General features: G+C 57.6%; 23 protein-coding genes and 1 tRNA gene. 14 read left to right on the forward strand and 10 right to left on the reverse strand.

Features of this window, described 5'->3' with window-relative positions; all coding sequences use genetic code 11:
* Positions 1 to 86: 86 nt before the first annotated feature.
* On the forward strand, positions 87 to 1,745 hold the full coding sequence (ipdC, locus tag AB8804_RS03595) for an indolepyruvate decarboxylase (protein WP_371183166.1): 1,659 nt from the start codon (positions 87 to 89) through the stop codon (positions 1,743 to 1,745).
* Here the strand turns inward: ipdC and AB8804_RS03600 are convergent, their stop codons facing one another.
* Entirely contained in the window at positions 1,746 to 2,981 is a 1,236-nt protein-coding gene (locus AB8804_RS03600; RefSeq protein ID WP_371183168.1) for an ion channel protein, read from the reverse strand.
* Positions 2,982 to 3,186: 205 nt separating this feature from the next.
* Here AB8804_RS03600 and glk point away from each other — a divergent pair, with 205 nt between their 5' ends.
* Positions 3,187 to 4,152, forward strand: coding sequence for a glucokinase (gene glk, locus AB8804_RS03605; protein WP_371183170.1), 966 nt, complete (start codon positions 3,187 to 3,189; stop codon positions 4,150 to 4,152).
* Between the two features lie 36 nt (positions 4,153 to 4,188).
* Here the strand turns inward: glk and AB8804_RS03610 are convergent, their stop codons facing one another.
* Both AB8804_RS03610 and AB8804_RS03615 read right to left on the reverse strand, forming a co-directional pair.
* Positions 4,189 to 4,920 (reverse strand): LytR/AlgR family response regulator transcription factor, encoded by a 732-nt coding sequence (locus AB8804_RS03610; RefSeq protein WP_371183172.1) that lies wholly within the window; start codon positions 4,918 to 4,920, stop codon positions 4,189 to 4,191.
* Between the two features lie 13 nt (positions 4,921 to 4,933).
* Entirely contained in the window at positions 4,934 to 6,631 is a 1,698-nt protein-coding gene (locus AB8804_RS03615; protein WP_371183174.1) for a LytS/YhcK type 5TM receptor domain-containing protein, read from the reverse strand.
* A 385-nt stretch (positions 6,632 to 7,016) separates the two neighbouring features.
* On the opposite strand from AB8804_RS03615, the gene alaC reads away from it, so the two are divergent.
* The gene (gene alaC / locus AB8804_RS03620; protein ID WP_371183176.1) at positions 7,017 to 8,255 is read left to right on the forward strand and encodes an alanine transaminase; all 1,239 of its coding nucleotides are present in this window, start codon (positions 7,017 to 7,019) and stop codon (positions 8,253 to 8,255) included.
* A 52-nt stretch (positions 8,256 to 8,307) separates the two neighbouring features.
* Here alaC and ypdK read toward each other — a convergent pair whose 3' ends face one another.
* The 4 genes from ypdK to AB8804_RS03640 all read right to left on the reverse strand — a co-directional run bounded on the left by ypdK (position 8,308) and on the right by AB8804_RS03640 (position 11,046).
* A complete protein-coding gene (gene ypdK / locus AB8804_RS03625; protein WP_099458937.1) occupies positions 8,308 to 8,379 on the reverse strand; it encodes a membrane protein YpdK in 72 nt (23 codons plus the stop codon).
* Positions 8,380 to 8,737: 358 nt separating this feature from the next.
* Positions 8,738 to 9,655, reverse strand: a complete 918-nt coding sequence (lpxP, locus tag AB8804_RS03630) for a kdo(2)-lipid IV(A) palmitoleoyltransferase (RefSeq protein ID WP_371183178.1) — start codon at positions 9,653 to 9,655, stop codon at positions 8,738 to 8,740.
* Positions 9,656 to 9,966: 311 nt separating this feature from the next.
* Positions 9,967 to 10,041, reverse strand: a tRNA-Arg gene (locus AB8804_RS03635).
* Between the two features lie 75 nt (positions 10,042 to 10,116).
* Entirely contained in the window at positions 10,117 to 11,046 is a 930-nt protein-coding gene (locus tag AB8804_RS03640; RefSeq protein WP_371183181.1) for a formate/nitrite transporter family protein, read from the reverse strand.
* A 314-nt stretch (positions 11,047 to 11,360) separates the two neighbouring features.
* Here AB8804_RS03640 and mlaA point away from each other — a divergent pair, with 314 nt between their 5' ends.
* A complete protein-coding gene (mlaA, locus tag AB8804_RS03645; RefSeq protein ID WP_371183183.1) occupies positions 11,361 to 12,113 on the forward strand; it encodes a phospholipid-binding lipoprotein MlaA in 753 nt (250 codons plus the stop codon).
* 44 nt (positions 12,114 to 12,157) lie between these two features.
* Here mlaA and fadL read toward each other — a convergent pair whose 3' ends face one another.
* Positions 12,158 to 13,441, reverse strand: coding sequence for a long-chain fatty acid transporter FadL (gene fadL / locus AB8804_RS03650; RefSeq protein WP_371183185.1), 1,284 nt, complete (start codon positions 13,439 to 13,441; stop codon positions 12,158 to 12,160).
* Between the two features lie 372 nt (positions 13,442 to 13,813).
* Between fadL and AB8804_RS03655 the strand changes: the two genes are divergently transcribed.
* The 4 genes from AB8804_RS03655 to sixA all read left to right on the forward strand — a co-directional run bounded on the left by AB8804_RS03655 (position 13,814) and on the right by sixA (position 18,473).
* Positions 13,814 to 14,098 (forward strand): YfcZ/YiiS family protein, encoded by a 285-nt coding sequence (locus tag AB8804_RS03655; protein WP_371183187.1) that lies wholly within the window; start codon positions 13,814 to 13,816, stop codon positions 14,096 to 14,098.
* A 223-nt stretch (positions 14,099 to 14,321) separates the two neighbouring features.
* On the forward strand, positions 14,322 to 15,632 hold the full coding sequence (fadI, locus tag AB8804_RS03660; protein ID WP_371183189.1) for an acetyl-CoA C-acyltransferase FadI: 1,311 nt from the start codon (positions 14,322 to 14,324) through the stop codon (positions 15,630 to 15,632).
* A complete protein-coding gene (fadJ, locus tag AB8804_RS03665; RefSeq protein ID WP_371183191.1) occupies positions 15,632 to 17,779 on the forward strand; it encodes a fatty acid oxidation complex subunit alpha FadJ in 2,148 nt (715 codons plus the stop codon). Before fadI ends, fadJ begins: the two co-directional genes overlap by 1 nt.
* A gap of 208 nt (positions 17,780 to 17,987) precedes the next feature.
* Positions 17,988 to 18,473: a phosphohistidine phosphatase SixA gene (gene sixA, locus AB8804_RS03670; RefSeq protein ID WP_371183193.1), complete on the forward strand. Its 486-nt coding sequence runs from the start codon at positions 17,988 to 17,990 to the stop codon at positions 18,471 to 18,473.
* Between the two features lie 47 nt (positions 18,474 to 18,520).
* Here the strand turns inward: sixA and smrB are convergent, their stop codons facing one another.
* Entirely contained in the window at positions 18,521 to 19,072 is a 552-nt protein-coding gene (gene smrB / locus AB8804_RS03675; RefSeq protein ID WP_371183195.1) for an endonuclease SmrB, read from the reverse strand.
* A gap of 145 nt (positions 19,073 to 19,217) precedes the next feature.
* On the opposite strand from smrB, the gene prmB reads away from it, so the two are divergent.
* From prmB to AB8804_RS03705, 6 genes are read left to right on the forward strand one after another with little or no spacing between them, the layout of a single operon-like run.
* Positions 19,218 to 20,150, forward strand: coding sequence for a 50S ribosomal protein L3 N(5)-glutamine methyltransferase (gene prmB, locus AB8804_RS03680; RefSeq protein ID WP_371183197.1), 933 nt, complete (start codon positions 19,218 to 19,220; stop codon positions 20,148 to 20,150).
* A 60-nt stretch (positions 20,151 to 20,210) separates the two neighbouring features.
* Positions 20,211 to 21,296: a chorismate synthase gene (gene aroC, locus AB8804_RS03685; protein ID WP_371183199.1), complete on the forward strand. Its 1,086-nt coding sequence runs from the start codon at positions 20,211 to 20,213 to the stop codon at positions 21,294 to 21,296.
* A 2-nt stretch (positions 21,297 to 21,298) separates the two neighbouring features.
* Positions 21,299 to 22,123, forward strand: coding sequence for a penicillin-insensitive murein endopeptidase (mepA, locus tag AB8804_RS03690; RefSeq protein ID WP_371183201.1), 825 nt, complete (start codon positions 21,299 to 21,301; stop codon positions 22,121 to 22,123).
* Positions 22,123 to 22,932: a sulfite exporter TauE/SafE family protein gene (locus tag AB8804_RS03695; protein ID WP_371183203.1), complete on the forward strand. Its 810-nt coding sequence runs from the start codon at positions 22,123 to 22,125 to the stop codon at positions 22,930 to 22,932. Before mepA ends, AB8804_RS03695 begins: the two co-directional genes overlap by 1 nt.
* Positions 22,932 to 23,477, forward strand: coding sequence for an elongation factor P hydroxylase (locus AB8804_RS03700; protein WP_371183205.1), 546 nt, complete (start codon positions 22,932 to 22,934; stop codon positions 23,475 to 23,477). Before AB8804_RS03695 ends, AB8804_RS03700 begins: the two co-directional genes overlap by 1 nt.
* A gap of 13 nt (positions 23,478 to 23,490) precedes the next feature.
* Positions 23,491 to 23,766, forward strand: coding sequence for a YfcL family protein (locus AB8804_RS03705; RefSeq protein ID WP_371183207.1), 276 nt, complete (start codon positions 23,491 to 23,493; stop codon positions 23,764 to 23,766).
* A gap of 62 nt (positions 23,767 to 23,828) precedes the next feature.
* Here the strand turns inward: AB8804_RS03705 and mnmC are convergent, their stop codons facing one another.
* A complete protein-coding gene (gene mnmC / locus AB8804_RS03710; protein WP_371183209.1) occupies positions 23,829 to 25,826 on the reverse strand; it encodes a bifunctional tRNA (5-methylaminomethyl-2-thiouridine)(34)-methyltransferase MnmD/FAD-dependent 5-carboxymethylaminomethyl-2-thiouridine(34) oxidoreductase MnmC in 1,998 nt (665 codons plus the stop codon).
* Between the last annotated feature and the right edge of the window lie 135 nt (positions 25,827 to 25,961).

The raw sequence follows: 25,961 nt of genomic DNA on the forward strand, positions 1-25,961 counted from the left end.
TCCATACTCATCTACTGGCTCTTTCTGGACACCTTTCGGGCTTCTCTAATACTCAAGGTGAGGTCAACGTCAGAAGGACACCTGTTATGCGTACCCCCTATTGCGTCGCTGATTACCTGCTGGACCGTCTTACCGACTGTGGTGCCGATCACCTGTTTGGCGTGCCGGGCGACTACAACCTGCAGTTTCTCGACCACGTTATCGACAGCCCGGACATCTGCTGGGTTGGCTGTGCAAACGAGCTCAACGCCTCCTACGCCGCCGACGGCTATGCCCGATGCAAAGGCTTTGCTGCCCTGCTGACCACGTTTGGGGTCGGAGAGCTTAGCGCCATGAACGGTATTGCCGGCAGCTACGCCGAGCATGTGCCGGTATTACACATCGTCGGCGCGCCGGGGATGCCGGCGCAGCAGCGCGGAGAATTATTACACCATACGCTGGGTGACGGAGAGTTTAAGCACTTTTACCACATGAGCGAGCCGATAACCGTCGCGCAGGCGATCCTGACCGAGCAGAATGCGTGCTTCGAGATCGACCGGGTGCTCACGACGATGCTGCGTGAGCGACGCCCCGGCTATCTGATGCTGCCCGCGGACGTCGCCAAAAAGCCCGCGACGCCGCCCGTCGCGTCGCTCCCCGCCAGACCCCTTCATGCTGACAATGCGTGCCTGCAGGCATTTCGCGACGCCGCGCAGGCCCGGCTTGCCGCGGGCAAGCGCACGGCGCTACTGGCCGATTTCCTCGTGCTTCGCCACGGCCTGAAGCAGGCGCTGCAAAAATGGATGAAAGAGACGCCGATGGCGCACGCTACGATGCTGATGGGTAAGGGGATCTTTGATGAACGTCAGCCCGGTTTTTACGGCACCTACAGCGGTTCCGCCAGCGTTGACGCCGCCAGGGAAGCCATCGAAGGCGCTGATACGGTGCTCTGCATCGGAACGCGCTTTACCGATACCCTGACCGCCGGGTTCACCCATCAGCTGAGCCTCTCTCAGACTATCGAAGTTCAGCCCCACGCCGCGCGCGTAGGGGACGTCTGGTTTACCGGCATCCCGATGCAGCAGGCCATTGAGACGCTGGCGGAGTTGTGCAAACAGCATGTTCACGACGCGTTTATGCCCTCATCGCGCGACGGCATTTCCTGGACGCCGCAGGACGGCGCGCTGACCCAGGAAAGCTTCTGGAACACGCTGCAGACGTTTATTCGTCCCGGCGATATTATTCTCGCGGATCAGGGAACGTCGGCCTTCGGGGCGATCGATCTCCGCCTGCCTGCGGACGTGAATTTTATCGTGCAGCCGCTGTGGGGATCGATTGGCTACACGCTTGCCGCGGCCTATGGCGCGCAAACGGCGTGCCCGGATCGCCGGGTGATTGTGCTCACGGGCGACGGCGCGGCGCAGCTGACCATTCAGGAGCTTGGCTCGATGCTGCGCGATAAACAGAGTCCGATCATTCTGGTGCTGAATAACGAAGGGTACACGGTTGAGCGCGCGATCCACGGGCCGGAGCAGCGCTATAACGACATCGCGCTGTGGAACTGGACGCAGATCCCGCAGGCGCTCAGCCTGGATCCGCAGGCCGAGTGCTGGCGCGTCAGTGAGGCAGAGCAGCTGGCGGAGGTGCTCGAAAAAGTGGCGCACCACGAGCGGCTGTCGCTGATCGAGGTGATGCTGCCAAAAGCCGATATTCCGCCGCTGCTGGGGGCGATAACCAAAGCGCTGGAAGCGCGTAATAACGCCTGATTACTTATCCTTTCCTGAAACCATCATCATCGGTTTGCCCGCCAGCAGGAGCCAGGCGGGCAACATCACGATGCAAAGCAGCGGGATCAGGGTGGCATCAGGCACCACTGCTGCCGCCATGAACAGGCTCAGCCACGCGTCGCGCGTCACCACCAGCACCAGCCCCAGAATCGAGCAGGAAACGGTAATCGCCGCAGGGACGGCCTCCACGTGCTCGTGCAGCATCAGCCCCAGCGCCACGCCGATAAACACCGCCGGGAAGATGCGTCCGCCCCGGAAGCCGCAGGCCGCGGCGACCACCACGGCGGCCAGCTTGATCAGCGCAAACAGCATATAGTCGGAAACCGTGAAGACCTGGCTGAAGGCCATCTGCTGCATTTCATCGAGCCCCTTAAACAGGGTGATACGGCCGCCGATGGCGCCCAGAATGCCCAGGATGAACCCGCCCACGCCCAGAATGAGCACCGGGTGCTTAAGCTTATGCATCAGGCGATGCATGCGCGGCAGGCACCACACGGCAACCATGCCCAGCGCGATGGCGATTGCCGCCACGATGGCGCCGCTGAAGATATCCGCAATCTGCATCTGTCCGTAATGGGAGATGGGCAGCGAAAAGTGGGGATGGAAGAAAAGGCTGGTAGTTAACGCCCCCGCGGCTGCGGCCATCAGCGGGGCAAACAGGCGGTCCCAAAGCGGAACATCGTTATTGCCGCTGAGGGTTTGCGAGAAGATCAGCGCTGCCGCAACCGGCGTGCCGAATAGCGCGCCAATGGTGCCCGCAGAGGCCAGAATCGTCCAGTCCAGCGCCCCCACGCGCGGGAACACCCGCCCGCCCAGATAGACCGCCAGCGCGATATTAACGGCCATAATCGGGTGTTCCGGACCCAGGCTTACGCCGCCGGCCAGGCCAACGATTAGCGCAATCAGCAGGCCCGGCAGCGCGGACGGCACAACGGGCTCGCCGATAAGCGGCTCCTGGGCCGGGTCGGGCCCGGCGTGCCCCGGGCTAAATCGAATGACCAGCCCAACCGCGATACCGGTCAGCGTCAGCATCAGGATGGTCCACGCTGGAGAATCTAAAGAGACGCCCAGCTGCACGGGAAGAGTATTCCACAGCACCGACTGCAGAACGGCAGCCACTTTCATCACGATAATTAAAATCAGGCTGGACGCCACGCCGATAATCAGCGCGGGCGGTGCCAGCAGCAGCATGTTTCTGGCTCGCGGATGGAGCATGATGATTTCCTTGTACAAAATCGCGTGACGGTACTTTGCATATTCAGCGTAAGGGAAATAGTGCAAAAGGTGCTGAAACGGTAAAGTTATTCTGTGACGAAGATCGACAATCCTGGGGCATTCACCTTCCGGCCGTTGTTGTTATCACGCCTTGAACTTACAGTGTCCCAAAGATTTATTCTGACTTTAGCGGAGCAGTAGAAGAATGACAAAGTATGCTTTAGTAGGTGATGTAGGCGGCACAAACGCGCGTCTCGCCCTGTGCGATGTGCAGACCGGCGAACTTTCACGGGTGAAGACCTACTCCGGGCTGGATTACCCAAGCCTTGAGGCCGTTGTTCGCGTCTATCTTGACGAGCATAAGCTGGACGTTGAGGACGGTTGTATCGCTATCGCCTGCCCGATCACCGGCGACTGGGTGGCGATGACCAACCATACCTGGGCATTCTCCATTGCTGAAATGAAGAAAAACCTCGGCTTTTCCCATCTGGAAATTATTAACGACTTCACCGCGGTGTCGATGGCGATCCCGATGCTCAAGCCCGAGCATCTGACGCAGTTTGGCGGCACCGCGCCGGTCGAAGGTAAGCCGATCGCCGTTTACGGCGCGGGAACCGGCCTCGGCGTGGCGCATCTGGTGCACGTTGACAAGCGCTGGGTCAGCCTGCCGGGCGAGGGCGGTCACGTTGATTTCGCGCCAAACAGCGAGGAAGAGGGCATTATTCTTGAGGAGCTGCGCGCCGAAATCGGCCACGTTTCCGCCGAGCGCGTCCTGTCGGGCCCGGGGCTTGTAAACCTCTACCGCGCGATTGTGAAATCGGACGGCCGTCTGCCGGAAAACCTCCAGCCAAAAGACGTGACCGAGCGCGCGCTGGCGGACAGCTGCACCGACTGCCGTCGCGCGCTGTCGCTGTTCTGCGTCATCATGGGGCGCTTTGGCGGCAACCTGGCGCTGAACCTGGGCACCTTCGGCGGCGTGTATATTGCGGGCGGAATAGTGCCGCGCTTCCTTGAGTTCTTTAAGGCGTCCGGGTTCCGCGGCGGGTTTGAAGATAAAGGGCGCTTCAGAAGCTACGTGCAGGACATCCCCGTTTACCTGATCGTGCACGATAACCCGGGGCTGCTCGGCTCCGGCGCGCATCTGCGCCAGGTGCTGGGACAAATACTCTAAGGCAATATCCCCTCTCCGGTCGGGGAGGGGCGCTTCTTACAGGTGCATGAGCTGGCGGAACTCTTTCACTCTGCTACGGCTTACCGGCACCTGAAAATCCAGATCCTTCAGGCGCAAAATATAGGTGTTGTTAAACCAGGGTTCGATCTCGCGGATCTTGTTCAAATTCACGCAAAACGAACGGTGGCAGCGGAAGAAGTGCGCGGCGGGCAGCTTGCTGCAAAACTCCGTAATGTTCATCGCCATCACGTAGGACTCGCGTCGCGTATAGACAAACGTCATCTTCTCGTGCGCTTCGGCGTAGTAGATGTCGTCGATGGGCGTGACGATGATCCGCTCGTCTTTGACCAGATTAATGGTGTCGTTTTCCCGCGCCGTCGGGCTGGCGCCCACCGGCGTCGCCTGCTGCTGCCAGGCCGTCTCGAGCTTTTTCAGCATGCTGATGATGCGCGACTCCTGGTAGGGTTTAAGTATGTAGTCAAAGGCCTCCAGCTCGAACGCCTCAACCGCATGCTCTTTCCAGGCGGTGACAAAAACGATGAACGGCTTGTGGGCGAACTGATTAATGTTTTGCGCCAGCAGAACGCCGTCCAGAGAGGGGATGTTGATATCCAGAAAAATGGCGTCGACCCGGTTGTGCTGGAGAAACTTCAGCACGTCCAGCCCGTCGTCAAACGTCCCCACAATCTCCATCTGGCTGTGCGTTTTGATAAGCCAGCTCAGCTCTTGTTGAGCCAGAATTTCATCTTCCACGATGATGACTTTCATAGGTTACTCCGGCCTAGGGCAGCAGGGATGTTGGCGCAAGCGCGGATGCGCGTTCGTTCGGGACGTAAAAGGCAATCTCGGTGCCGGGCTCGAGGCGGCGAATATGCAGCCCGTCGCCGTACAGCAGCTTAACGCGGTGATGCACGTTGAGCAGGCCAATTTTGTTGCCCGGCATTTCGTTCGATTCTACCCGCTCAATCACTTTAGGATCGATACCGTGCCCCGTATCGCGCACGGAGATGCGCACGCGGTTACCGCTTTCGGTGACGCTAATGGTGACCACGCCCTTACCTTTGCACGGCTGAATGCCGTGAACAATCGCGTTTTCGACCAGCGGCTGAATGAGAAGGCTGGGGATCACGCAGTTAACCTCTTCATCGATATCGTAAATCACGGTGAGCTTGTCGCCAAAGCGGGCCTGCTCAATCGCGATGTAATCCTTTATCTGGTACAGCTCTTTTTTGATATCGATCTGCTCGTCGTCCTTCAGCTCAATGTTGTAGCGCAGGTAGCGTGAGAGATTGAAAATCAGCTGGCGGGCGGTGTCCGGATTCAGGCGAATGGACGAGGAAATGGCGTTCAGCGCGTTGAACAGGAAATGGGGATTTATTTTGCTTTGCAGCGCGCGCAGCTCTGCCTTATTTGCCATCTCGCGCAGCTGCTCCGCGCGCGACACTTCGAGCTGGGTGGAGATAATCTGCGACAGGCCGATAGCCATCTCCTGCAGCGAGGAGGTGATCTGGTGGGCGTGGCAGTAGTAAATTTTCAGCGTGCCCGTCACCACGCCTTTCTCCCATAGCGGGATCACCAGCATGGAGTGGATCTCCGGCGTTCTGTGCGCTTCATCATTATTTTTAATGATGATTTTACCGTAGTTGATTGCCTGGCGGGTGGTTGGGCTGATGGTGTCATCGTTGTCGCGATAGTTGTGCTCACCCACGCCGACGTAGGCCAGCACGTGGTCGATGTTGGTGATGGCAACGGCATCGGCGTGAATGTCGCGGCGGATGATATCGCACACCTGGCGCAGCGATTCGGCATTCACGTGGCGGAACAGCGGCAGCGTTTTATTGGCAATATCCAGCGCCAGCTTCGCCTGGCGCGCCGCGCTGGCCTCTTTTTCACCCTCAACGCTTTGCACCAGCAGCACGATAAAGCCAATGCACACGCTGCCGAGGATCATCGGTATGCCGATTTTAGACACGATATCGAGCCCCAGCGCGGTGGACGGAGCCCAGATCACCACCAGGATCATGGTCAGCGTTTCGCAAAGCATGCCCGCAGCAATGCCCGCTCGCCAGTGCTGCTTTTTCGGGATTTTGCGGTTAATCCAGCCGGACAGCACCCCGGCAATAATGCTGGTGATAAAGCACGGAATTGCCGTTACGCCGCCGATATCAATCAGATAGCGGTGCGTACCGGCGATAATTCCCGTGATAATGCCGACCCACGGACCGAATAAAATCCCGCCGGACATCACGGCGATAATACGTACGTTTACCAGCGAACCTTCAACCGGCACGCCCGACCAGGTGCTGAACAGGGCAAACAGCGAGAAGATCGCCGTGACGGCCAGCAGCTCCTTCGGTGAGTGGGCCGATTTATGCAGAAGCTCGCGAAACAGGCGGATGCGAATCAGGAAGAAAAGGCAGATCAGCATGAGTGCCGCGCGGTCAAACACGGCGAGAAGCATATTGAAGATTTCGTGCACGAGGGAACCTGGCAAAGCGGGAAAAAGCTATCATAAAAAACCTGACGCCGGATCGCCAGCTATCAAGCTCGTTTATCAAATGAGGAAAAACCATAATTTCCAAAGGGGATTATGTGGGGGCGGTTGATTTTTACTGACGTTTTCTCTGCCCAAGAGCTTCAGGTAATTATTTTGCTATCAGTGCGTTAACAAATGTAAGGGCTTAATCAGTATGCAGGAAATCCGTTGCCTGTTTAACGTCAGCTCATTTCCTCTTTTGATGCGATATATTTATTTTATCCGCCCTCTCGACAGCAGGTTTTTGTTCAGGTTATTTTCAAGACGTGCCACATCGGTGGCAGCGTCGCTCGGACGGTCCGGGCGCTAACGTTAATCTGAGGAATCTATGGCTGAGTTCAGTCCTGAGCGCCGTTTCACGCGTATCGATCGTCTTCCCCCTTATGTTTTTAATATCACTGCTGAACTGAAAATGGCTGCGCGTCGGCGCGGCGAGGACATTATTGATTTCAGCATGGGTAACCCTGACGGCCCCACGCCGCCGCATATCGTTGAAAAACTCTGTACGGTTGCCCAGCGCCCGGACACGCACGGCTACTCCACGTCTCGCGGCATTCCCCGTTTGCGCCGTGCCATCTCGCGCTGGTATCAGGACCGTTATCAGGTCGATATCGATCCTGAAAGCGAAGCCATCGTCACCATCGGTTCGAAAGAGGGGCTGGCGCACCTGATGCTGGCGACCCTCGATCACGGCGATACGGTTCTGGTGCCAAACCCAAGCTATCCGATTCACATCTACGGCGCGGTGATTGCGGGCGCGCAGGTTCGCTCCGTGCCGCTGGTAGAAGGCGTCGACTTCTTCAACGAGCTGGAGCGCGCCATCCGCGAAAGCTACCCGAAACCGAAAATGATGATCCTCGGCTTCCCGTCAAACCCGACGGCCCAGTGCGTTGAGCTCGATTTCTTCGAGAAAGTGGTGGCCCTGGCCAAACGCTACGACGTGCTGGTGGTGCATGATTTGGCGTACGCGGACATTGTGTATGACGGCTGGAAAGCCCCTTCCATCATGCAGGTGCCCGGCGCGCGCGACGTCGCGGTTGAGTTTTTCACGCTCTCCAAAAGCTATAACATGGCCGGCTGGCGCATTGGCTTTATGGTGGGGAATAAAACGCTGGTAAATGCGCTGGCGCGTATCAAAAGCTATCACGATTACGGCACGTTTACGCCGCTGCAGGTGGCCGCTATCGCCGCGCTGGAAGGGGATCAGCAGTGCGTTCATGACATTGCCGCGCAGTATAAGCGCCGCCGCGACGTGCTGGTGAAAGGGCTTCATGAAGCCGGCTGGATGGTCGAGATGCCGAAGGCCTCAATGTACGTCTGGGCAAAAATCCCGGAACCGTATGCCGCAATGGGATCGCTGGAGTTTGCCAAAAAGCTGCTGCAGGACGCGAAGGTATGCGTCTCTCCGGGGATTGGCTTTGGCGATTACGGCGACACGCACGTGCGCTTTGCGCTGATTGAAAACAGCGATCGTATTCGCCAGGCGGTGAGGGGTATTAAGAGCATGTTCAGAGCGGACGGCGTGCTTGCCTCCCGAAGCGCTGCCGAGCAACAGCCTGAGGCATAGCGGATAAACAAACAGGAGCCATTGGCTCCTGTTTGCTTTATGCATTGCTCGACTAAATCATCAGGGCAAAAGTGCCGGCCCAAACCAATACAATGACCGAAATGCCCATAAAGAAATATTTCACGTTTCATCACTCCGCGTATCTTCTGATCCGCATTAAAAAACTGAGTCCACCTGAGTAAAGAGAGTTGAAGTCACGGTAAGCAGGAACCGGGCATTTTGCCCCTTCGGCCCCGGCTTCAGCTCGGAATTCTGTGCTTTCATGTTGCCAGACGGCGCTAATGTACGCCTAAAAAATTAGGGTGGCAAGCGAGAATTTTTTAAATAATTTCCGTAACTTACGAGTGTCGTGGAACGGCGACAGTTTGATTGCAGGACGCAATAAAATTCGACTGAGCGACGGAACAAAAAAGCAGTTACTCTGGGTGACTATAGGTGATTGAAAAGGTTAATCTCACCGGGAAATTAACCTTTTACCAGGACTAAATATAGAGAGACGCTTCGCCCGCCGGACGCGTTTTAAAGCGGCGATGCATCCACAGATACTGTTCCGGTGCGCGCATGATCTCTTGCTCGATAACCCGGTTAATAAAGGCGGCAGCTTCACACTCTTTTTCAGGGTAGTTCGCCATCTCCGGAGAGATATGCAGACGGTAGCCTGATTTGTCCGCCTTTCTGACCATGGTTACGGTCAGCATTGCCGCGCCGGACAGGCGTGAGATCACAAAGGTACCGTTTGTTGTCGCAACGTCTTTAACCGCAAAGAACGGCGCGAAGCTGCTTCCTTTACGCCCGTAGTCCTGATCGGGCGCAAACCAGACGGCTTCACCTTTTTTCAGCGCTCCGACCATGCCGCGCAGGTTGTTGCGACTGATCATGGCTTTATTCGAGCGCATGCGGCCACGCGTTTGCACCCATTCCATCACCGGGCTGTTGTGTGGGCGGTAGGTTGCCATCATCGGCTGACAGAGCCCCATTACGCGGCCCCCCAGTTCGAGCGACATAAAGTGAACGCCCACCACCATCACGCCGCGATTTTGCATTTGCGCGCGCTTAAGGTTGTCTAAACCTTCCACGTCAAACCATTTGCGGACGCGCTCGTCAGGCCAAAACCAGGCCATACCGGTTTCGAGCAGGGCCATGCCGATGGATTTGAAGTTTTCAGAAATCAGTTTTTCGCGCTGCGCTTCATTATAGTGTGGGAAGCAAAGCTCAATATTTTTACGTGCAATCGATTCGCGACGCTTGAGGAAGTGGCGGGAGGTGCTGCCCAGCTTCGATCCCAGGAAACGCAGCACCGGGTAGGGAAGTTGCACTAACAGCCAAAGCACGCCAAGACCGAACCATGTAAACCAGTAGCGCGGATGCAGGAACGCGCTTTTAAATGTGGAGTGAGACAAATTAAGGAGACCTATGTAAAGCCGGTGAAAGTAGCGCAACTTTCGCGATACCGCATGCAAATTAGACCGTAGGACAAGGTCATGGTTGCAGGCTTTACCGAACTTTACGGCGTTGCCTGGCTACTGCTGACGTTGCGTGGGCGGCGTAATGTAGCACCGTTATATGCTTTGTCCTAACGCTTGTTTTGATTAAAAAAGCGGCACTTTCGGAGGGGCTTGATTTACCTGAATATATTAATCACGAAGAGAATGAAATTCAGAATTTGGGAAGATTTGGCGTAAAAACAGACAGTTAATTGACGGCGGATAAATGGTGTCCCCTGCAGGAATCGAACCTGCAACTAGCCCTTAGGAGGGGCTCGTTATATCCATTTAACTAAGGGGACGAGGCGGCAAGAGTATAGCGCTATTTACACTTTGCGTTAAGCGTATCGCCGCCTGACTGCTCAAAGAGTCACCATTTACGCTGATTTAGCAGCGGATTTCTCCTTTTCAGCCTGTGCCTTGAGTTCAGCCTTGCGCTTGTTCGACATATCGTTGCGGATCTGCGCATGGCTCAGCAGGGCGAAGATAAAGGTACCGCCGCAGATATTGCCGGCCAGCGTGGGCAGGGCAAAGGGCCAGAAAAAGTCGCTCCAGTGCAGCGTGCCGTTAAAGACCAGGTAGAGTATTTCAACGGTGCCGACCACAATGTGCGTGGTATCCGCCAGGGCGATGAGCCAGGTCATCAAAATAATCACCACGATCTTTGCGCTACCGGCTGACGGAAACATCCAGACCATGGTGGCGATGATCCAGCCGGAGATGATGGCGTTGGAAAACATCTCTAATGGCGTATTTTTCATGACGTCCATGCCGATTTTCACAAACGCATCCCGGGTGGGCTCGTCAAAGATCGGCATATACTCAAACGCCCACGCGGCTATCCCCGTGCCGATAAGGTTCCCCAGCAATACCACGCTCCACAGGCGCATCAGTAAACCGAAATTCACGAGCGTCGGGTTTTGCATCACGGGCAGTACCGCGGTGACCGTGTTTTCGGTAAAGAGCTGCTGGCGCGCCATAATTACAATAATAAAGCCGAAGGTATAGCCGAGATTTTCAATAAGAAATCCGCCGGGTATGCCCTCAAGCTGCACGTGAAATATCCCTTTTGCCAGCAGCGATGCCCCCATGGATAGCCCGGCTGCAATGGCTGACCACAGCAGGGCCATTGCGTCGCGCTCCATCTCTTTCTCGCCATCCTGACGGATATGCTCATGAATCGCCATCGCGCGGGAGGGGAGTCGGTCCTCATCAATCTCTATTTCTTCCCCGCGGCTTTTCTCCTCGCTTTCAACTTCCACCTCATCATCCTGCCCGCCAATGTTTTCTTCTTTTATTTCCTTCATAACCACTCCAAACTAATGGGACCCTCATCTAAGCGTAGCGGCTTTCAGCGAAATTCCCGTGGGGTTGCTCTTAAATTGGCGGCAATGACAATAAAGGTGACACATCATGCGGTGAGCCATTGTAAAATTCGGGACGAAACGAATTTTAAAAGACAGGCTATGCTGAGATTAGGTGACGTTAATTGCTGAGCGTCACCGTGCTCATAGACATCCTGAAGCGTGCTGTTACAATCACTTGCATATTTCAGACGGGGTGGCAAACGCTCCGTTACGGATGGCAATCAACGATGGCCATACTCAACAGGGAGATTTTTATGAAATTTCGGCTGTCGGCGCTTGCGCTTGGCACAACGATGCTTGTGGGCTGTGCAAGCTCTGGTGAGCAAACCGGACGTTCCGATCCTCTGGAAGGGTTCAACCGCTCGATGTACAACTTCAACTACAACGTGCTGGATCCCTACGTGGTTCGCCCGGTTGCGGTTGCATGGCGTGATTACGTTCCGCAGCCCGCGCGCAACGGCTTAAGCAATTTCACCAGTAACCTGGAAGAGCCTGCGGTGATGGTGAACTATTTCCTTCAGGGGGATCCGTATCAGGGTATGGTGCATTTCACCCGCTTCTTCCTGAACTCCCTGCTGGGGATGGGCGGCTTTATTGACGTTGCCGGCATGGCGAACCCGAAACTGCAGCGCGAGCAGCCGCACCGCTTCGGCAGCACGCTCGGCCATTACGGCGTAGGCTACGGCCCATACGTTCAGCTTCCGTTCTACGGCAGCTTCACGGTGCGTGAAGACGGCGGTGATATGGTAGATACGCTCTATCCGGTGCTGTCCTGGCTGACCTGGCCGCTGTCGATTGGTAAATGGACCGTCGAAGGGATCGAAACCCGCGCGCAGCTGCTTGATTCTGACGGCCTGCTGCGTCAGTCGTCTGACCCGTATATCCTCGTGCGTGAAGCCTACTTCCAGAACCATGACTTCATTGCCAACGGCGGCAAGCTGAAGCCGGAAGAGAACCCGAACGCTAAAGCTATCGAGAACGAATTAAAAGATATCGACTCGGAATAAATGAAAAAGGTGAGCAATGCTCACCTTTTTTGATCCCGCCGCGATTAGAACGCGTAGTTGAAGTTGGTGCCGAACAGCCAGGCTTTCCCTTCAGAGGAGAACTCGTACGGACCTTCCTGGAAGTTAACCTTCTGGCCGTGCATGTAAGACACGCCTACGTCAACGGACGCGTCGTCATTAAAGGCGTAGGTCGTGCCCGCACTGATCCAGAAGCGATCCTGGTCAGGAATAGATATGGAGCGTTTGTCAGCCGGAACCGGGCTATCGTCAAACGCGATACCGGTACGGAACGTCCAGTTTTTATCCATATAGTAAGTGGTGCCCAGCGCGATGCGGTACGCATCGTGGAAGCTTTCGTCTTTATAGAACAGCGTCTGGCCGTTGCTGCCGGTGGCTTTCAGCTCCTGGAACTGGCTCCAGCTGGTGTACGCCAGGCTGTAGTGGATCGCCCACTGTGGCGCAACGCGGTTATAACCGGAGATTTCCCACATTTCTGGCAGATGCAGAGACAGGGAGCCAGGAACGGTTTGGTTAGACGTGCCCCAAGGAATAGTGGTGCCTGCGCCCGGAACCAGGCCGTTAACCGGGCTCAGGATGCCGCTTTTGTAATCGCCGTCGAAGTCGATTTTAACTTCTGAACGATAGGTCAGACCCCAGCGGTTATTTTTATCCAGCTCGTAAAGGATGCCGGCGTTCCAGCCGTAGCCCCACTCATCGCCCTTCAGGCTGGCTATCTTGTTACTGTTTTTCGGCAGGGCCGCAGTTTGCTCGCCGGAATAACGCTCGATTTTCGCATCGGCATAAACCGCATCGAAGCCCAGACCAAAGCTCCAGCTGTCGTTCAGACGGTAGGCGCCGCTCAGGTTCAGGTTCAGCGTGGTCAGGTCGGTTTTACCGCCGTATTCGCCAGCCGGGTAGCTGTCCGAGAACTCGGTTGCCAGACCATAGTTAGAGGTCACGGAGGCCCCCCAACCAAACTGTTCATTAATAGGCGCAACGAAGTGCAGGTTTGGCACCCACGCCGTTGGCGCAATGTTGTCTGCCTTCAGGCTCGCGCCCGTGAACGGCGATTTGCCTGAAATGTTGACATCAGGATCGATATAAACGGCACCCGCGGAGAAGGTTGGGCGATCGAACATCATGATCAGCGCAGGGTTACGACTGGCGTTACCTGCGTCATCAGCGATAGCCCCTTCCCCGGAATACGCGCGGCCAAGGCCAGAGGAAGAAAATTCGTTTAACTGGAAGCCCGCAGACCAGGCGGACGTTGAGACGATTGCCACTGCGACTGCCAGCGCAGTCTTTTTGAACAGGGTTTTCTGGCTCATGACCATAACCTCATTGAGTTATTTTTATTCAATAATTGTTACATACCGTAACAGGAGCGCGAAGTGTAGGGTCTGCGGTATTACATACAAATCAGACCAGTGGCGTGAGTATAGGTCCGACCAGCCGGAATGTTGCAAGTATGTTTATTAATATTTTCAAACATGTTTCTTGAAACGAGATCTGGCTGGCAAAATTGTGACCAGGCCACTTCACTCAAAAGGGTGAATTTTGTTTTAGATCATTTTTTAGTGTGATATTGGTCACTTATCCGATTTTGCGCCATTAACGGCTGGAGAGAGCATTCGCTGGGGCGTAAAATATCAGCATCGTGTTTATCTCGCGCAGGGCGCGAATACAGAGGAAATTGAGCTATGAGTAAATGCAGTGCTGATGAAACCCCGGTTTGCTGCTGTATGGATGTTGGTACCATCATGGACAACACCGATTGCACCGCGTCTTACAGCCGTGTATTCACCAATCGCGCAGAAGCAGACGAAACGCTGGCGGCGCTGACCCAGCGCGCGCGCGATGTTGAATCCGACCCGTGCGAAATCAAGTCCACCTTCACGGAAGTGGAAGGCGGCGTGAAGCTGGATATCGACTTCGTGTTTGCCTGCGAAGCCGAAACGCTGATTTTCCAGCTGGGCCTGCGTTAATTCCTGCGGGCTGGTGCCCTCACCCCAAGCCTCTCCCGTGGGAGAGGGCGCAAACACACCGCATCAATGCCTCTGCTCTGCAGGGGCATTTTCTTTTTCTTCTCTGTGTCTTAGCTCCCACTTTTTCGTCTCACCGATTGGCTCAATGTAAAAAAATGGTTAAGACTACTTATCAGGTCAGACCACTTTGGCGCTAGCGCAAAAATTTTTACAGGGGAGTGTTATGAGTCAGGCATTACCGCTTACCACCCGACAGGGTGACCGCATTGCCATTGTCAGCGGATTGCGCACGCCGTTCGCGCGTCAGGCGACGGCCTACCACGGCATACCTGCCGTCGATCTGGGCAAAATGGTCGTGGGGGAGATGCTGGCTCGCAGCGAAATACCGCCGGAGGTAATTGAACAGCTGGTTTTCGGCCAGGTGGTTCAGATGCCCGAAGCGCCAAACATCGCGCGTGAAATCGTGCTGGGCACCGGAATGAACGTTCACACCGACGCCTACAGCGTCAGCCGCGCCTGCGCGACCAGCTTTCAGGCGGTGGCCAACGTGGCGGAAAGCCTGATGGCGGGCACGATTCGCGCCGGGATCGCGGGCGGGGCGGACTCCTCTTCGGTACTGCCGATTGGCGTTAGCAAAAAGCTGGCGCGGATTCTGGTGGACGCCAACAAAGCGCGCACCGCCGGACAAAAGCTAAAGCTCTTCTCCCGTTTGCGCCTGCGCGACCTGATGCCCGTTCCGCCCGCCGTGGCCGAGTATTCGACCGGCCTGCGCATGGGTGACACCGCCGAGCAGATGGCAAAAACCTACGGCATCACCCGCGAGCAGCAGGACGCGCTGGCGCACCGCTCGCACCAGCTTGCCGCGAAGGCCTGGTCGGAAGGCCGGCTCGCCGACGAGGTGATGACCGCCTATATCCCTCCCTATCGCGAGCCGCTTGTTGAAGACAACAATATTCGCGGCGCGTCGACGCTGGCGGATTACGCAAAGCTGCGCCCGGCATTTGACCGCAGGCACGGCACGGTCACGGCGGCCAACAGCACGCCGCTGACGGACGGCGCGGCGGCGGTCATTCTGATGACGGAATCGCGCGCAAAAGAGCTGGGCATTACGCCGCTGGGCTATCTGCGCAGCTATGCCTTTACGGCGATCGACGTCTGGCAGGACATGCTGCTCGGTCCCGCCTGGTCCACGCCGCTGGCGCTGGAGCGCGCGGGGCTAACGCTCGCCGATCTGACCCTGATCGATATGCACGAAGCGTTCGCCGCGCAAACGCTGGCAAACATTCAGCTGCTGGCGAGCGAGCGTTTTGCCAGGGACGTGCTGGGGCGCGCCCATGCCACGGGCGAAGTCGATCAGAGCAAATTCAACGTGCTGGGCGGCTCTATTGCCTACGGCCACCCGTTTGCCGCGACGGGCGCGCGGATGATTACGCAAACGCTACATGAATTACGCCGCCGCGGCGGAGGCTTTGGACTCGTCACTGCCTGTGCGGCGGGCGGGCTTGGCGCAGCAATGGTTCTGGAGGCTGAATAATGGATCTGCAATCCGCATTTAATTTGACGGTACGCCTCGATAACGTGGCCGTGATTACCATTGATGTTCCTGATGAAAAAATGAATACCCTGAAGGCCGAATTTGGCGTTCAGGTTCGCGCGATGCTAAAGCAGATTCGCGAAAATAAAGCGATTCGCGGGCTGGTGTTTATCTCGGCCAAGCCGGATAACTTTATTGCCGGGGCGGATATCAACATGATCGCCCGAGCGCAAAGCGCTCAGGAAGCCGAAGGTCTCGCCCGTCAGGGTCAGCAGGTGATGGCTGAAATCCACGCCCTGTCGGTTCCGGTTGTAGCGGCGATCCACGGCGCGTGCCTGGGCGGCGGGCTTGAGCTGGCGCTGGCGTGCCACAGCCGAATCTGTACGGACGATGCAAAAACGGTGCTGGGCCTGCCGGAAGTGCAGCTGGGCCTGCTGCCGGGCTCCGGCGGGACGCAGCGCCTGCCGCGCCTGGTGGGCGTGAGCACGGCGCTGGAGATGATGTTAACCGGCAAGCAGCTTCGCGCCCGCCAGGCGCTGAAGGTCGGGCTGGTCGACGAGGTCGTGCCGCATTCCATTCTGCTTGATGCGGCAGTCGAACGGGCGCTGCAGGGGCGTCAGGCAAGGCGTCACCTGCCGGTGCGGGAACGCATTCTTGCCGGGCCGCTTGGCCGCGCGCTGCTTTTCAGCACGGTGAGCAAAAAAACCGAACAAAAAACCAAAGGCAACTATCCCGCGGCGAAGCGGATTTTAAACGTGATTGAAACCGGCCTGGCGCAGGGGAGCAGCAGCGGCTATGCGGCGGAAGCAAAAGCCTTTGGCGAACTGGCGATGAGCCCCGAGTCGCGGGCGCTACGCAATATTTTCTTTGCCAGCACGGACGTGAAAAAAGATCCGGGCAGCGACGCCGAGCCTGCGCCGCTGCGCTCGGTCGGCGTGCTGGGCGGGGGGCTAATGGGCGGCGGGATCGCCTTTGTCACCGCCAGCAAAGGCAAATTGCCCGTGCGTATCAAAGACATCAACCCGAAAGGGATTAACCACGCGCTGCAGTACAGCTGGCAGAACCTTGATCAAAAGGTCAAACGCCGCCATATCAAGGCCAGCGAGCGTGATAAAACGCTGGCGACGATCACCGGCACGACGGACTACAGCGGCTTTGCGCATCGCGACCTGGTGATTGAGGCGGTCTTTGAAGATCTGGCGCTCAAGCAGCAGATGGTGGCGGACGTCGAGCAGCGCTGCGCGCCGCATACGATTTTTGCCTCTAACACCTCGTCGTTGCCGATTGGCGATATCGCCGCCAACGCCGCGCGTCCGCAGAATGTCATTGGGCTGCATTTCTTCAGTCCGGTCGAAAAAATGCCGCTGGTGGAGGTCATTCCGCACGCCGCAACCAGTCCGCAAACCGTCGCAACCGTCGTGAAGCTCGCCAAAAAGCAGGGAAAAACGCCGATTGTCGTCGCCGATAAGGCGGGTTTTTACGTCAACCGTATTCTCGCGCCGTATATCAATGAAGCGATGCGCCTGCTGACGGAGGGGGAAAAGATCGAGCACGTTGATGAAGCGCTGGTGAAGTTTGGTTTCCCGGTGGGGCCAATCCAACTTTTGGATGAGGTGGGAATTGACACCGGGACTAAAATTATACCCGTGCTGGAAGCGGCCTATGGCGATCGTTTTAGCCCGCCTGCAAACATTGTTTCTGCAATCTTGAAGGACGATCGCAAAGGCAGAAAAAATGGCCGCGGTTTCTATCTTTACGAGGCAAAAGGGCGTAAAAGCAAGAAACAGGTCGACCCTTCGGTTTATGGGCTTATTTCGGTTACCGGCCAGGGAAAACTTTCCGCGGTTCAGTGCGCCGAGCGCTGCGTGATGATGATGCTGAATGAAGCGGCGCGCTGCTTTGACGAGCAGGTAGTCAAAAGCGCGCGCGATGGCGATATCGGGGCCGTGTTTGGTATTGGCTTCCCGCCGTTTCTTGGCGGCCCGTTCCGGTACATGGATACGCTTGGGGCGAGTGAAGTGGTTGCTATTCTGCAACGCCTTGCCGCGCAGTACGGTCCGCGATTTACACCGTGTGACGAATTATTGCAGCGGGCGGAGCGGGGCCAGACATTTTGGCCCACAAAGGAAACTGACTTCGTAAACTGAAGTCAAAGAAGGGTAAATCCTCGGTGAATGAACCTGTTCTGGCGATTTTGTAAACAGAGATTGACTATACTTACGCCATTGAGGTAAAAAACAGCGTTTCATTCACCGAATGGATCAGGCACAATGCCCGGCCATCGGGTTTTCTACCTCTTTGCAGTTATCGCGGGTAGTCAACGCCGGTGATTCTGGTTAACAAAAGCGGTGCAATATGCAAGTTTTTATCATGCGTCACGGCGACGCGGCACTCGATGCCGCCAGTGACTCAGTACGTCCTTTGACAGTCTGTGGCTGCGACGAATCCCGTCTGATGGCGACCTGGCTCAAAGGCCAAAAAGTGGATATCGAACGCGTTCTGGTGAGTCCGTTCCTGCGTGCGGAACAGACGCTGGGCGTGGTGGGGGAGTGTATGACCCTGCCCGGCAGCGTGGACGTGCTTCCTGAACTGACGCCATGCGGCGATGTCGGCCTTGTCAGCGCCTATCTTCAGGCGCTGTGCAATGAAGGTGTCGCCTCCGCACTGGTGATCTCCCACCTGCCGCTGGTTGGCTACCTGGTCTCCGAGCTGTGCCCGGGTGAAACGCCGCCGATGTTCACGACGTCTGCCATTGCCAACGTCACGCTCGACGAATCCGGCAAAGGGGTCTTCAACTGGCAGATGAGCCCGTGCAATCTGAAGATGGCGAAGGCTATCTGATGTGACGCGTGACAGGGCGGGGTGCAAAGCTGCTTCCCGCCATTCTGTCAGGGCAGCTCCGGCGGCTGCCACTCCTCAACCTCAATCAACACCAGCAATGCGGCATCTCCGCCGTACTCTTTCGGTGCCTGATGGAAAGCCATCACGTGCGGATGCTGGGCCAGCCACAGCGGCGTCTGCTGCTTAAGAATATGTTTTCCGTGCCCGTGCATGACGCACGCGCAGAAGACGTGTTCGCGACGGCAGGCGGCAATGAGCGCCCCCAGCTCCTGCTTCGCCTGCATCTGCGTTAACCCGTGCAGGTCGAGAAACAGCTCCGGCGAGTAATCACCACGACGTAACTTCTTCAGCTCAAAGTGGCTAACGTCTTCGCGCACGTACTTCACGGCGCCCTGGGTATTAAGCAGCGGCTGAAATTCGTCTGAAAAATAGTGGCTGTTATCAGCCTGTTCCTGAAGCAGGCGTTTGACCGGCACTTCGCTGATTTTTTTACGCTGAGGACGGTGGACGATGGTGTCCTGCTTAATTTGGCGCGTCCCCGTCATGAGCTGTCGGAAGAGAGCCTGATCCTCCTCGTTAAGCGACGTTTTCTTTTTCATTGGCCTGTCTCATCTCTTATTTCCGATAGTGTACCTGACTAAATGCATTTTTTAACCTCAAGCGGGATGCGTCATTGCTGATTTATCGCCGTCTTCATGGCAAACTAGCCGCCGAAAATTATGCGAGCATGCCCTGGAGGGAAAAGTGGATAAAATATTTGTCGATGAAGCAGTAAACGAGCTGCATACCATACAGGACATGTTGCGCTGGTCGGTTAGCCGCTTCAGCGCCGCTAATATCTGGTACGGTCACGGTACCGATAACCCGTGGGACGAGGCCGTTCAGCTGGTGCTGCCGTCTCTTTACCTGCCGCTGGATATTCCGGAAGACATGCGCACCGCGCGCCTGACCTCCAGCGAAAAGCACCGCATCGTTGAGCGCGTGATCCGCCGCGTGAACGAGCGTATCCCGGTCGCCTATCTGACCAACAAAGCCTGGTTCTGCGGCCACGAATTCTACGTTGATGAGCGCGTGCTGGTCCCGCGTTCACCGATTGGCGAGCTGATTAACAATCACTTTGACGGCCTGATTAACCATCAGCCGCAGCACATCCTGGATATGTGCACCGGCAGCGGCTGCATCGCGATCGCCTGCGCTTACGCCTTCCCGGACGCGGAAGTTGACGCTGTCGATATCTCCAACGACGCGCTGGCCGTCACCGAGCACAACATTGAAGAGCACGGCCTGATCCATCACGTCACGCCGATTCGTTCCGATCTGTTCCGCGACCTGCCGACGCTGCAGTACGATCTGATCGTCACCAACCCGCCGTACGTCGATGCGGAAGACATGTCAGATCTGCCGAATGAGTATCGCCATGAACCGGAGCTGGGCCTGGCGTCAGGATCTGACGGCCTGAAGCTGACCCGCCGCATTCTGGCCTGCGCGCCGGATTATCTCACCGACGACGGCGTTCTGATTTGTGAAGTAGGTAACAGCATGGTACATCTGATAGAGCAGTACCCGGACGTGCCGTTCACCTGGCTTGAGTTTGACAACGGCGGTGACGGCGTCTTTATGCTGACCAAAGCACAGCTGCTCGACGCGCGCGAGCACTTCAGCATTTATAAAGATTAATCCAGCGGGCTTCGGCCCGTTTCACAACGCTCACACACAAATAACGACATCGGAGCCGTGATGGCAGGAAACAGTATTGGACAACTCTTCCGCGTGACCACCTTTGGTGAGTCGCACGGTCTGGCACTGGGTTGCATCGTGGACGGCGTACCGCCGGGCATCGAGCTGACCGAAGCCGATTTACAGCACGACCTTGACCGTCGTCGCCCTGGCACCTCTCGCTACACCACGCAGCGTCGCGAGCCGGACCAGGTGAAAATTCTCTCCGGCGTGTTCGAAGGCCGCACCACCGGCACCAGCATCGGCCTGCTGATCGAAAACACCGACCAGCGCTCCCAGGATTACGGCGCCATCAAGGATGTCTTCCGTCCGGGGCACGCCGACTACACCTACGAGCAAAAGTACGGCTTTCGCGACTATCGCGGCGGCGGACGCTCTTCCGCGCGTGAAACCGCGATGCGCGTGGCGGCCGGAGCCATTGCCAAAAAATATCTGCAGCAAAAGTTCGGCATCGTCATCCGCGGCTGTCTGACCCAGATGGGCGACATACCGCTGGCGATCAAGGACTGGGATCTGGTCGAGCAAAACCCGTTCTTCTGCGCGGATGCCGACAAAATTGACGCGCTGGACGAGCTGATGCGCGGCCTGAAAAAAGAGGGCGACTCCATCGGCGCGAAAGTAACCGTGGTCGCTGACGGCGTACCTGCGGGCTGGGGCGAGCCGGTGTTTGACCGCCTCGATGCGGACATCGCCCACGCGCTAATGAGCATCAACGCGGTGAAGGGCGTGGAAATCGGCGACGGTTTTGACGTGGTTCAGCTTCGCGGCAGCCAGAACCGTGACGAAATCACAAAGGCGGGCTTTCAGAGCAACCACGCGGGCGGCATTCTGGGCGGTATCAGCAGCGGGCAGCAGATTATGGCGAACATCGCGCTGAAGCCAACCTCCAGCATTACCGTGCCGGGCCACACCATTAACCGCGATGGCGAAGAGGTTGAGATGATCACCAAAGGACGTCACGATCCGTGCGTGGGGATCCGCGCGGTGCCGATCGCCGAGGCGATGCTGGCGATCGTGCTGATGGATCACTTCCTGCGCCAGCGCGCGCAGAATGCGGACGTGACGACCACCATTCCACGCTGGTAAACATGAAAAAAACCGCAATTGCCCTGCTGGCGCTGCTCGCCAGTGGAGCCAGCCTGGCCGCCACGCCGTGGCAGAAAATCACCCATCCGGTGGCGGGCAGCGCGCAGTCAATTGGCGCATTTTCCAACGGCTGTATCGTAGGGGCGCAGGAGCTTCCGCTGCAGTCCGATACCTATCAGGTGATGCGCACCGATCAGCGCCGCTATTTCGGCCACCCCGATCTGGTGCTGTTTATCCAGCGCCTGGGGAATCAGGTGCATAACCTGGGGCTAGGCACGATGCTGATTGGCGATATGGGCATGCCCGCCGGGGGCCGCTTCAACGGCGGCCACGCCAGCCACCAGACCGGTCTGGACGTGGATATCTTCCTGCAGCTGCCGAAAGCGCGCTGGAGTTCGGCGCAGCTGCTGAAACCGCAGGCGCTGGACCTGGTCGCGCGCGATGGCAAAAGCGTCGTGCCTTCGCTCTGGTCACAGGATGTGTCGGCGATGATCAAGCTGGCGGCTAAAGACAACGACGTGACGCGGATTTTCGTCAACCCGGCCATCAAGCAGCAGCTTTGCATGGATGCGGGAACCGACCGCGACTGGCTGCGCAAGGTGCGTCCGTGGTTCCAGCATCGCGCGCACATGCACGTGCGCCTGCGCTGCCCGGCGAACAGCCTCGAATGTGAAGATCAGCCGCTTCCGCCGCCTGGCGATGGCTGCGGTTATGAACTGCAAAGCTGGTTTGAGCCAGCCAAGCCTGGGACCACTAAGCCTGAGAAGAAGACACCGCCTCCGCTGCCGCCTTCCTGCCAGGCGCTACTGGATGAGCACGTACTGTAATGGATAATTTCGTCGATCTGTTTATGGTGTCACCGCTGCTGCTGGCGGTGCTTTTTTTTGTTGCGATGCTGGCCGGATTTATCGACGCGCTGGCGGGTGGCGGTGGCCTGCTGACCGTTCCGGCGCTGCTGGCGGTTGGCATGAACCCGGCTCAGGCGCTGGCGACCAATAAGCTGCAGGCCTGCGGCGGTTCGCTCTCGGCGTCGCTCTACTTTATCCGCCGCAAGGTGGTTAACCTCGCCGACCAAAAGCTCAATATTCTGATGACCTTTATCGGCTCCACCTCCGGTGCGCTGCTGGTTCAGCACGTTCAGTCAGACATTCTGCGCCAGATCCTGCCGATTCTGGTGATCTGCATTGGCCTGTACTTCCTGCTGATGCCGAAGCTTGGCGAAGAGGACCGGCAGCGCCGTCTGTACGGCCTGCCGTTTGCGCTGATTGCCGGAGGCTGCGTCGGCTTTTACGATGGCTTTTTCGGGCCGGGGGCAGGCTCGTTTTACGCGCTGGCCTTCGTCACGCTCGCCGGTTTTAACCTCGCGAAATCCACGGCGCACGCGAAGGTATTAAACGCCACCTCTAACGTTGGCGGCCTGCTGCTGTTTATCATCGGCGGCAAGGTTATCTGGGCAACCGGATTCGTGATGATGGCAGGACAATTTTTAGGCGCGCGCGCGGGCTCGCGTCTGGTCTTAAGCAAGGGACAGAAGCTGATCCGCCCGATGATCGTCGTGGTCTCGGCGGTGATGAGCGCCAAGCTTCTTTATGACAGCCACGGACAGGAGATCCTCCACTGGATGGGGATGAACTAATGAACACTACGCATAACTACGAACAGCTCATTGAGATTTTTAACGGCTGCTTTGCCGACGATTTTAATACCCGTCTGATTAAAGGCGACGACGAACCGATCTATCTTCCTGCAGATGCAGAGGTTCCTTATAACCGCATCGTGTTCGCGCACGGCTTTTACGCCAGCGGGCTGCATGAGATTTCCCACTGGTGCATCGCGGGCAAAGCGCGCCGCGAGCTGGTGGACTTCGGCTACTGGTACTGCCCGGACGGTCGCGATGCGGCTACGCAAGGCCAGTTCGAAGATGTGGAAGTAAAGCCCCAGGCGTTCGACTGGCTTTTCTGCGTGGCGGCGGGTTACCCGTTCAACGTCAGCTGCGATAACCTCGAAGGCGACTTTGAGCCAGACCGTATTGTCTTCCAGCGCCGCGTCCACGCGCAGGTGATGGAATATCTTGAGAAAGGCATCCCGGAACGTCCGGCGCGCTTTATCAAGGCGTTACAAGATTATTACCACACGCCGGAGATCACGGCGGAATGCTTCCCCTGGCCGGAAGATATTTAACTGAGGAAAGAAGATGATCGCAGAATTTGAATCACGCATTCTGGCACTAATTGATGACATGGTGGAACACGCCAGCGATGACGAGCTTTTCGCCAGCGGCTATCTGCGCGGTCACCTGACGCTGGCCGTCGCCGAGCTGGAAGCGGGGGACGATCACTCTGCCGAAGCGGTGCATGATGAAGTGACCCGTAGCCTGGAGAAAGCCATTCTGGCCGGGGAACTCTCTCCGCGCGACCAGTCTCTGGTGCTGGGCATGTGGGACAACCTGTTCCAGCAGGCTAAACGCTAAGTAAGTGCGTCATCGCCCTCTCCAAGTGGGAGAGGGCCGGGGTGAGGGCACCAGACCGCACCCTACTTAACCATTTTCCCCTTCAGCAATTTCCGCACCCACAAGCGATTCGGATTCAGCCCCGCAAGCGTCGTTCTGTCCAGCGGTATCGGCTCGTCGCTCATCTGCGAGGCTAACGCTTCCGCCAGCAGCGGTGCGGAGCACAGCCCGCGCGATCCCAGCCCGCCCAGCATAAACAGTTCCGGATAAACCGGGGCATTTACCGCGCTATCCCTGGTTTCTGCGAGGTTCTGATAGACCTCAAGCGTAGCTTCATAGTCCGGCACGTTGCCCGCCATTGGCAAATGGTCCCGCGTGGCGCAGCGTACCCCACAGCGCGCTTCTCCCTCACTCACGTCAACCTCTTTCGCCCACGCCGCGTCCGGGAAGCAGTCGATCAGGCGCTGGCGGTTTTGCTGCTGATCGTCCTCGCTGTAGGCCACGTCAGCCTGGCCGCGACGATAGCTGGCGCCGATGCAGTGATGGCCGTTAGCCGGGTTTTGCGGCGTCAGGTAGCCGTCGTAGCACAGCACCTGGCGCAGGTTTCCCAGCACCGGCGCGGTCGGAACATGGCTGACCTGGCCGCCGACTGGATAAACCGGCAGCGCTTCCGTCTGCGTGAACCGGCTGATGTGATGGCCGTTCGCCAGTACCACCGCGGCGTGCTGCGCCCGTTTGCCATTGGCAAAATCGAGGTTCCAGCGCTCCGAGTGGTTAAGCGCGTCGACCCTGTGGGAATAGTGCACCGTCAGCCCGCGGGACTGCGCGAGGGTAATCGCCGCGGCGGTCAGTTCGGCCGGGCACAGCCAGCCGCCGAGCGGGTACTGAATACCGCCGCAGCCGGTCGCAACCCCGACGGTTTCAGCGGCCTGCCCGGCGCTCACCGCGTGGGCGATAGCCTCTGGCAGCCCCAGGGACAGCATTTGGTTTATTTTCTGCTGGCTCTTCTCATCCCAGCCGAGCTGCGTGACGCCGCACCAGTCGTGGGCAAACGCGACCGGCAGGGCGTCATACGCGCGGCGGGCAAAGGTAAATGCCGCCGGGAAGAACTGAAACAGCGCGGGATCGTGCGCGCTCAGGAGCGGGTAAAGCGCGCCCTGGCGGTTGCCCGATGCGCCCTTGGCCGGAGCCTCGTCCTCGCAGTACAGCGTAACCTGCCAGCCGCGGTGCAGAAGGGCGAGCGAGAGCAGGGCGCTGGCAATCCCGCCGCCAACGATCGCCACCTCGCGGGACGCGCTGGCGCGACGGGCAAACCACGGAGCCTGCGCGGGGATCGCCAGGGTTTGCTCCATAACGCCGACCAGCATGTCGCGCTTGCGGCCAAAGCCCTTGGTCTTTTTCATCGTGAATCCCGCCGCCTGCAGCCCGCGCCGCACGAATCCGGCGGAGGTAAAGGTGGCGAGCGTGGCACCGGGACGCGCCAGCCTTGCCATGGCGGCAAAAAGATGGTCGCTCCACATGTCCGGGTTTTTGGCGGGGGCAAAGCCGTCCAGGAACCAAGCGTCCACCTTTTGATTCATCGAATCGTCAAGCGCGTCCGTGAGCACGTTAATGTCGCCGAGCCACAGATCGAGCGTGACGCGCCCGCCGTCCAAAATAAGGCGATGGCAGCCGCCGATGGCCTGCGGCCACTGGGCCTGCAGCTGCTCCGCCCACTGCGAGAGCTCGGGCCAGCGCTGATGCGCAAGCCGCAGATCGTGCGCGGTGAGCGGAAATTTTTCGAAACTGACGAAATGTAATCTTTGCAGCGTAGCCTTTGGGTGTTGGGCTCGAAACTGGTCAAACGCCTGCCAGAGGGTCAGGAAGTTGAGGCCGGTACCAAAGCCGCTTTCCGCCACCACAAACAGGCTGCGGGGATGTTCAGGAAACCGGGCGCTGAGATGATTTCCGTCGAGGAAAACATAGCGGGTTTCCTCCAGTCCGTTATCATTAGAAAAATAGACGTCATCAAAATCTCGGGAAACAGGTGTACCCTCAGCGTTAAATTCGAGGTTGGCGGGTTGTATAGCGTTTTGTTTCACGTAAGTTACTCGTCCGACAGGCAGTGGCACGATCTTAACGATGTGGGTCCATTGGTGCAAATTTCCGCAGAAAATGGCTGATCGGACTTGTTCGGCGTACAAGTGTACGCTATTGTGCGACTCGAAACTTACTAT

Origin of the sequence: Enterobacter sp. KBR-315C3_2022 (assembly GCF_041399425.1) — a bacterium.
GTDB lineage: Bacteria > Pseudomonadota > Gammaproteobacteria > Enterobacterales > Enterobacteriaceae > Enterobacter.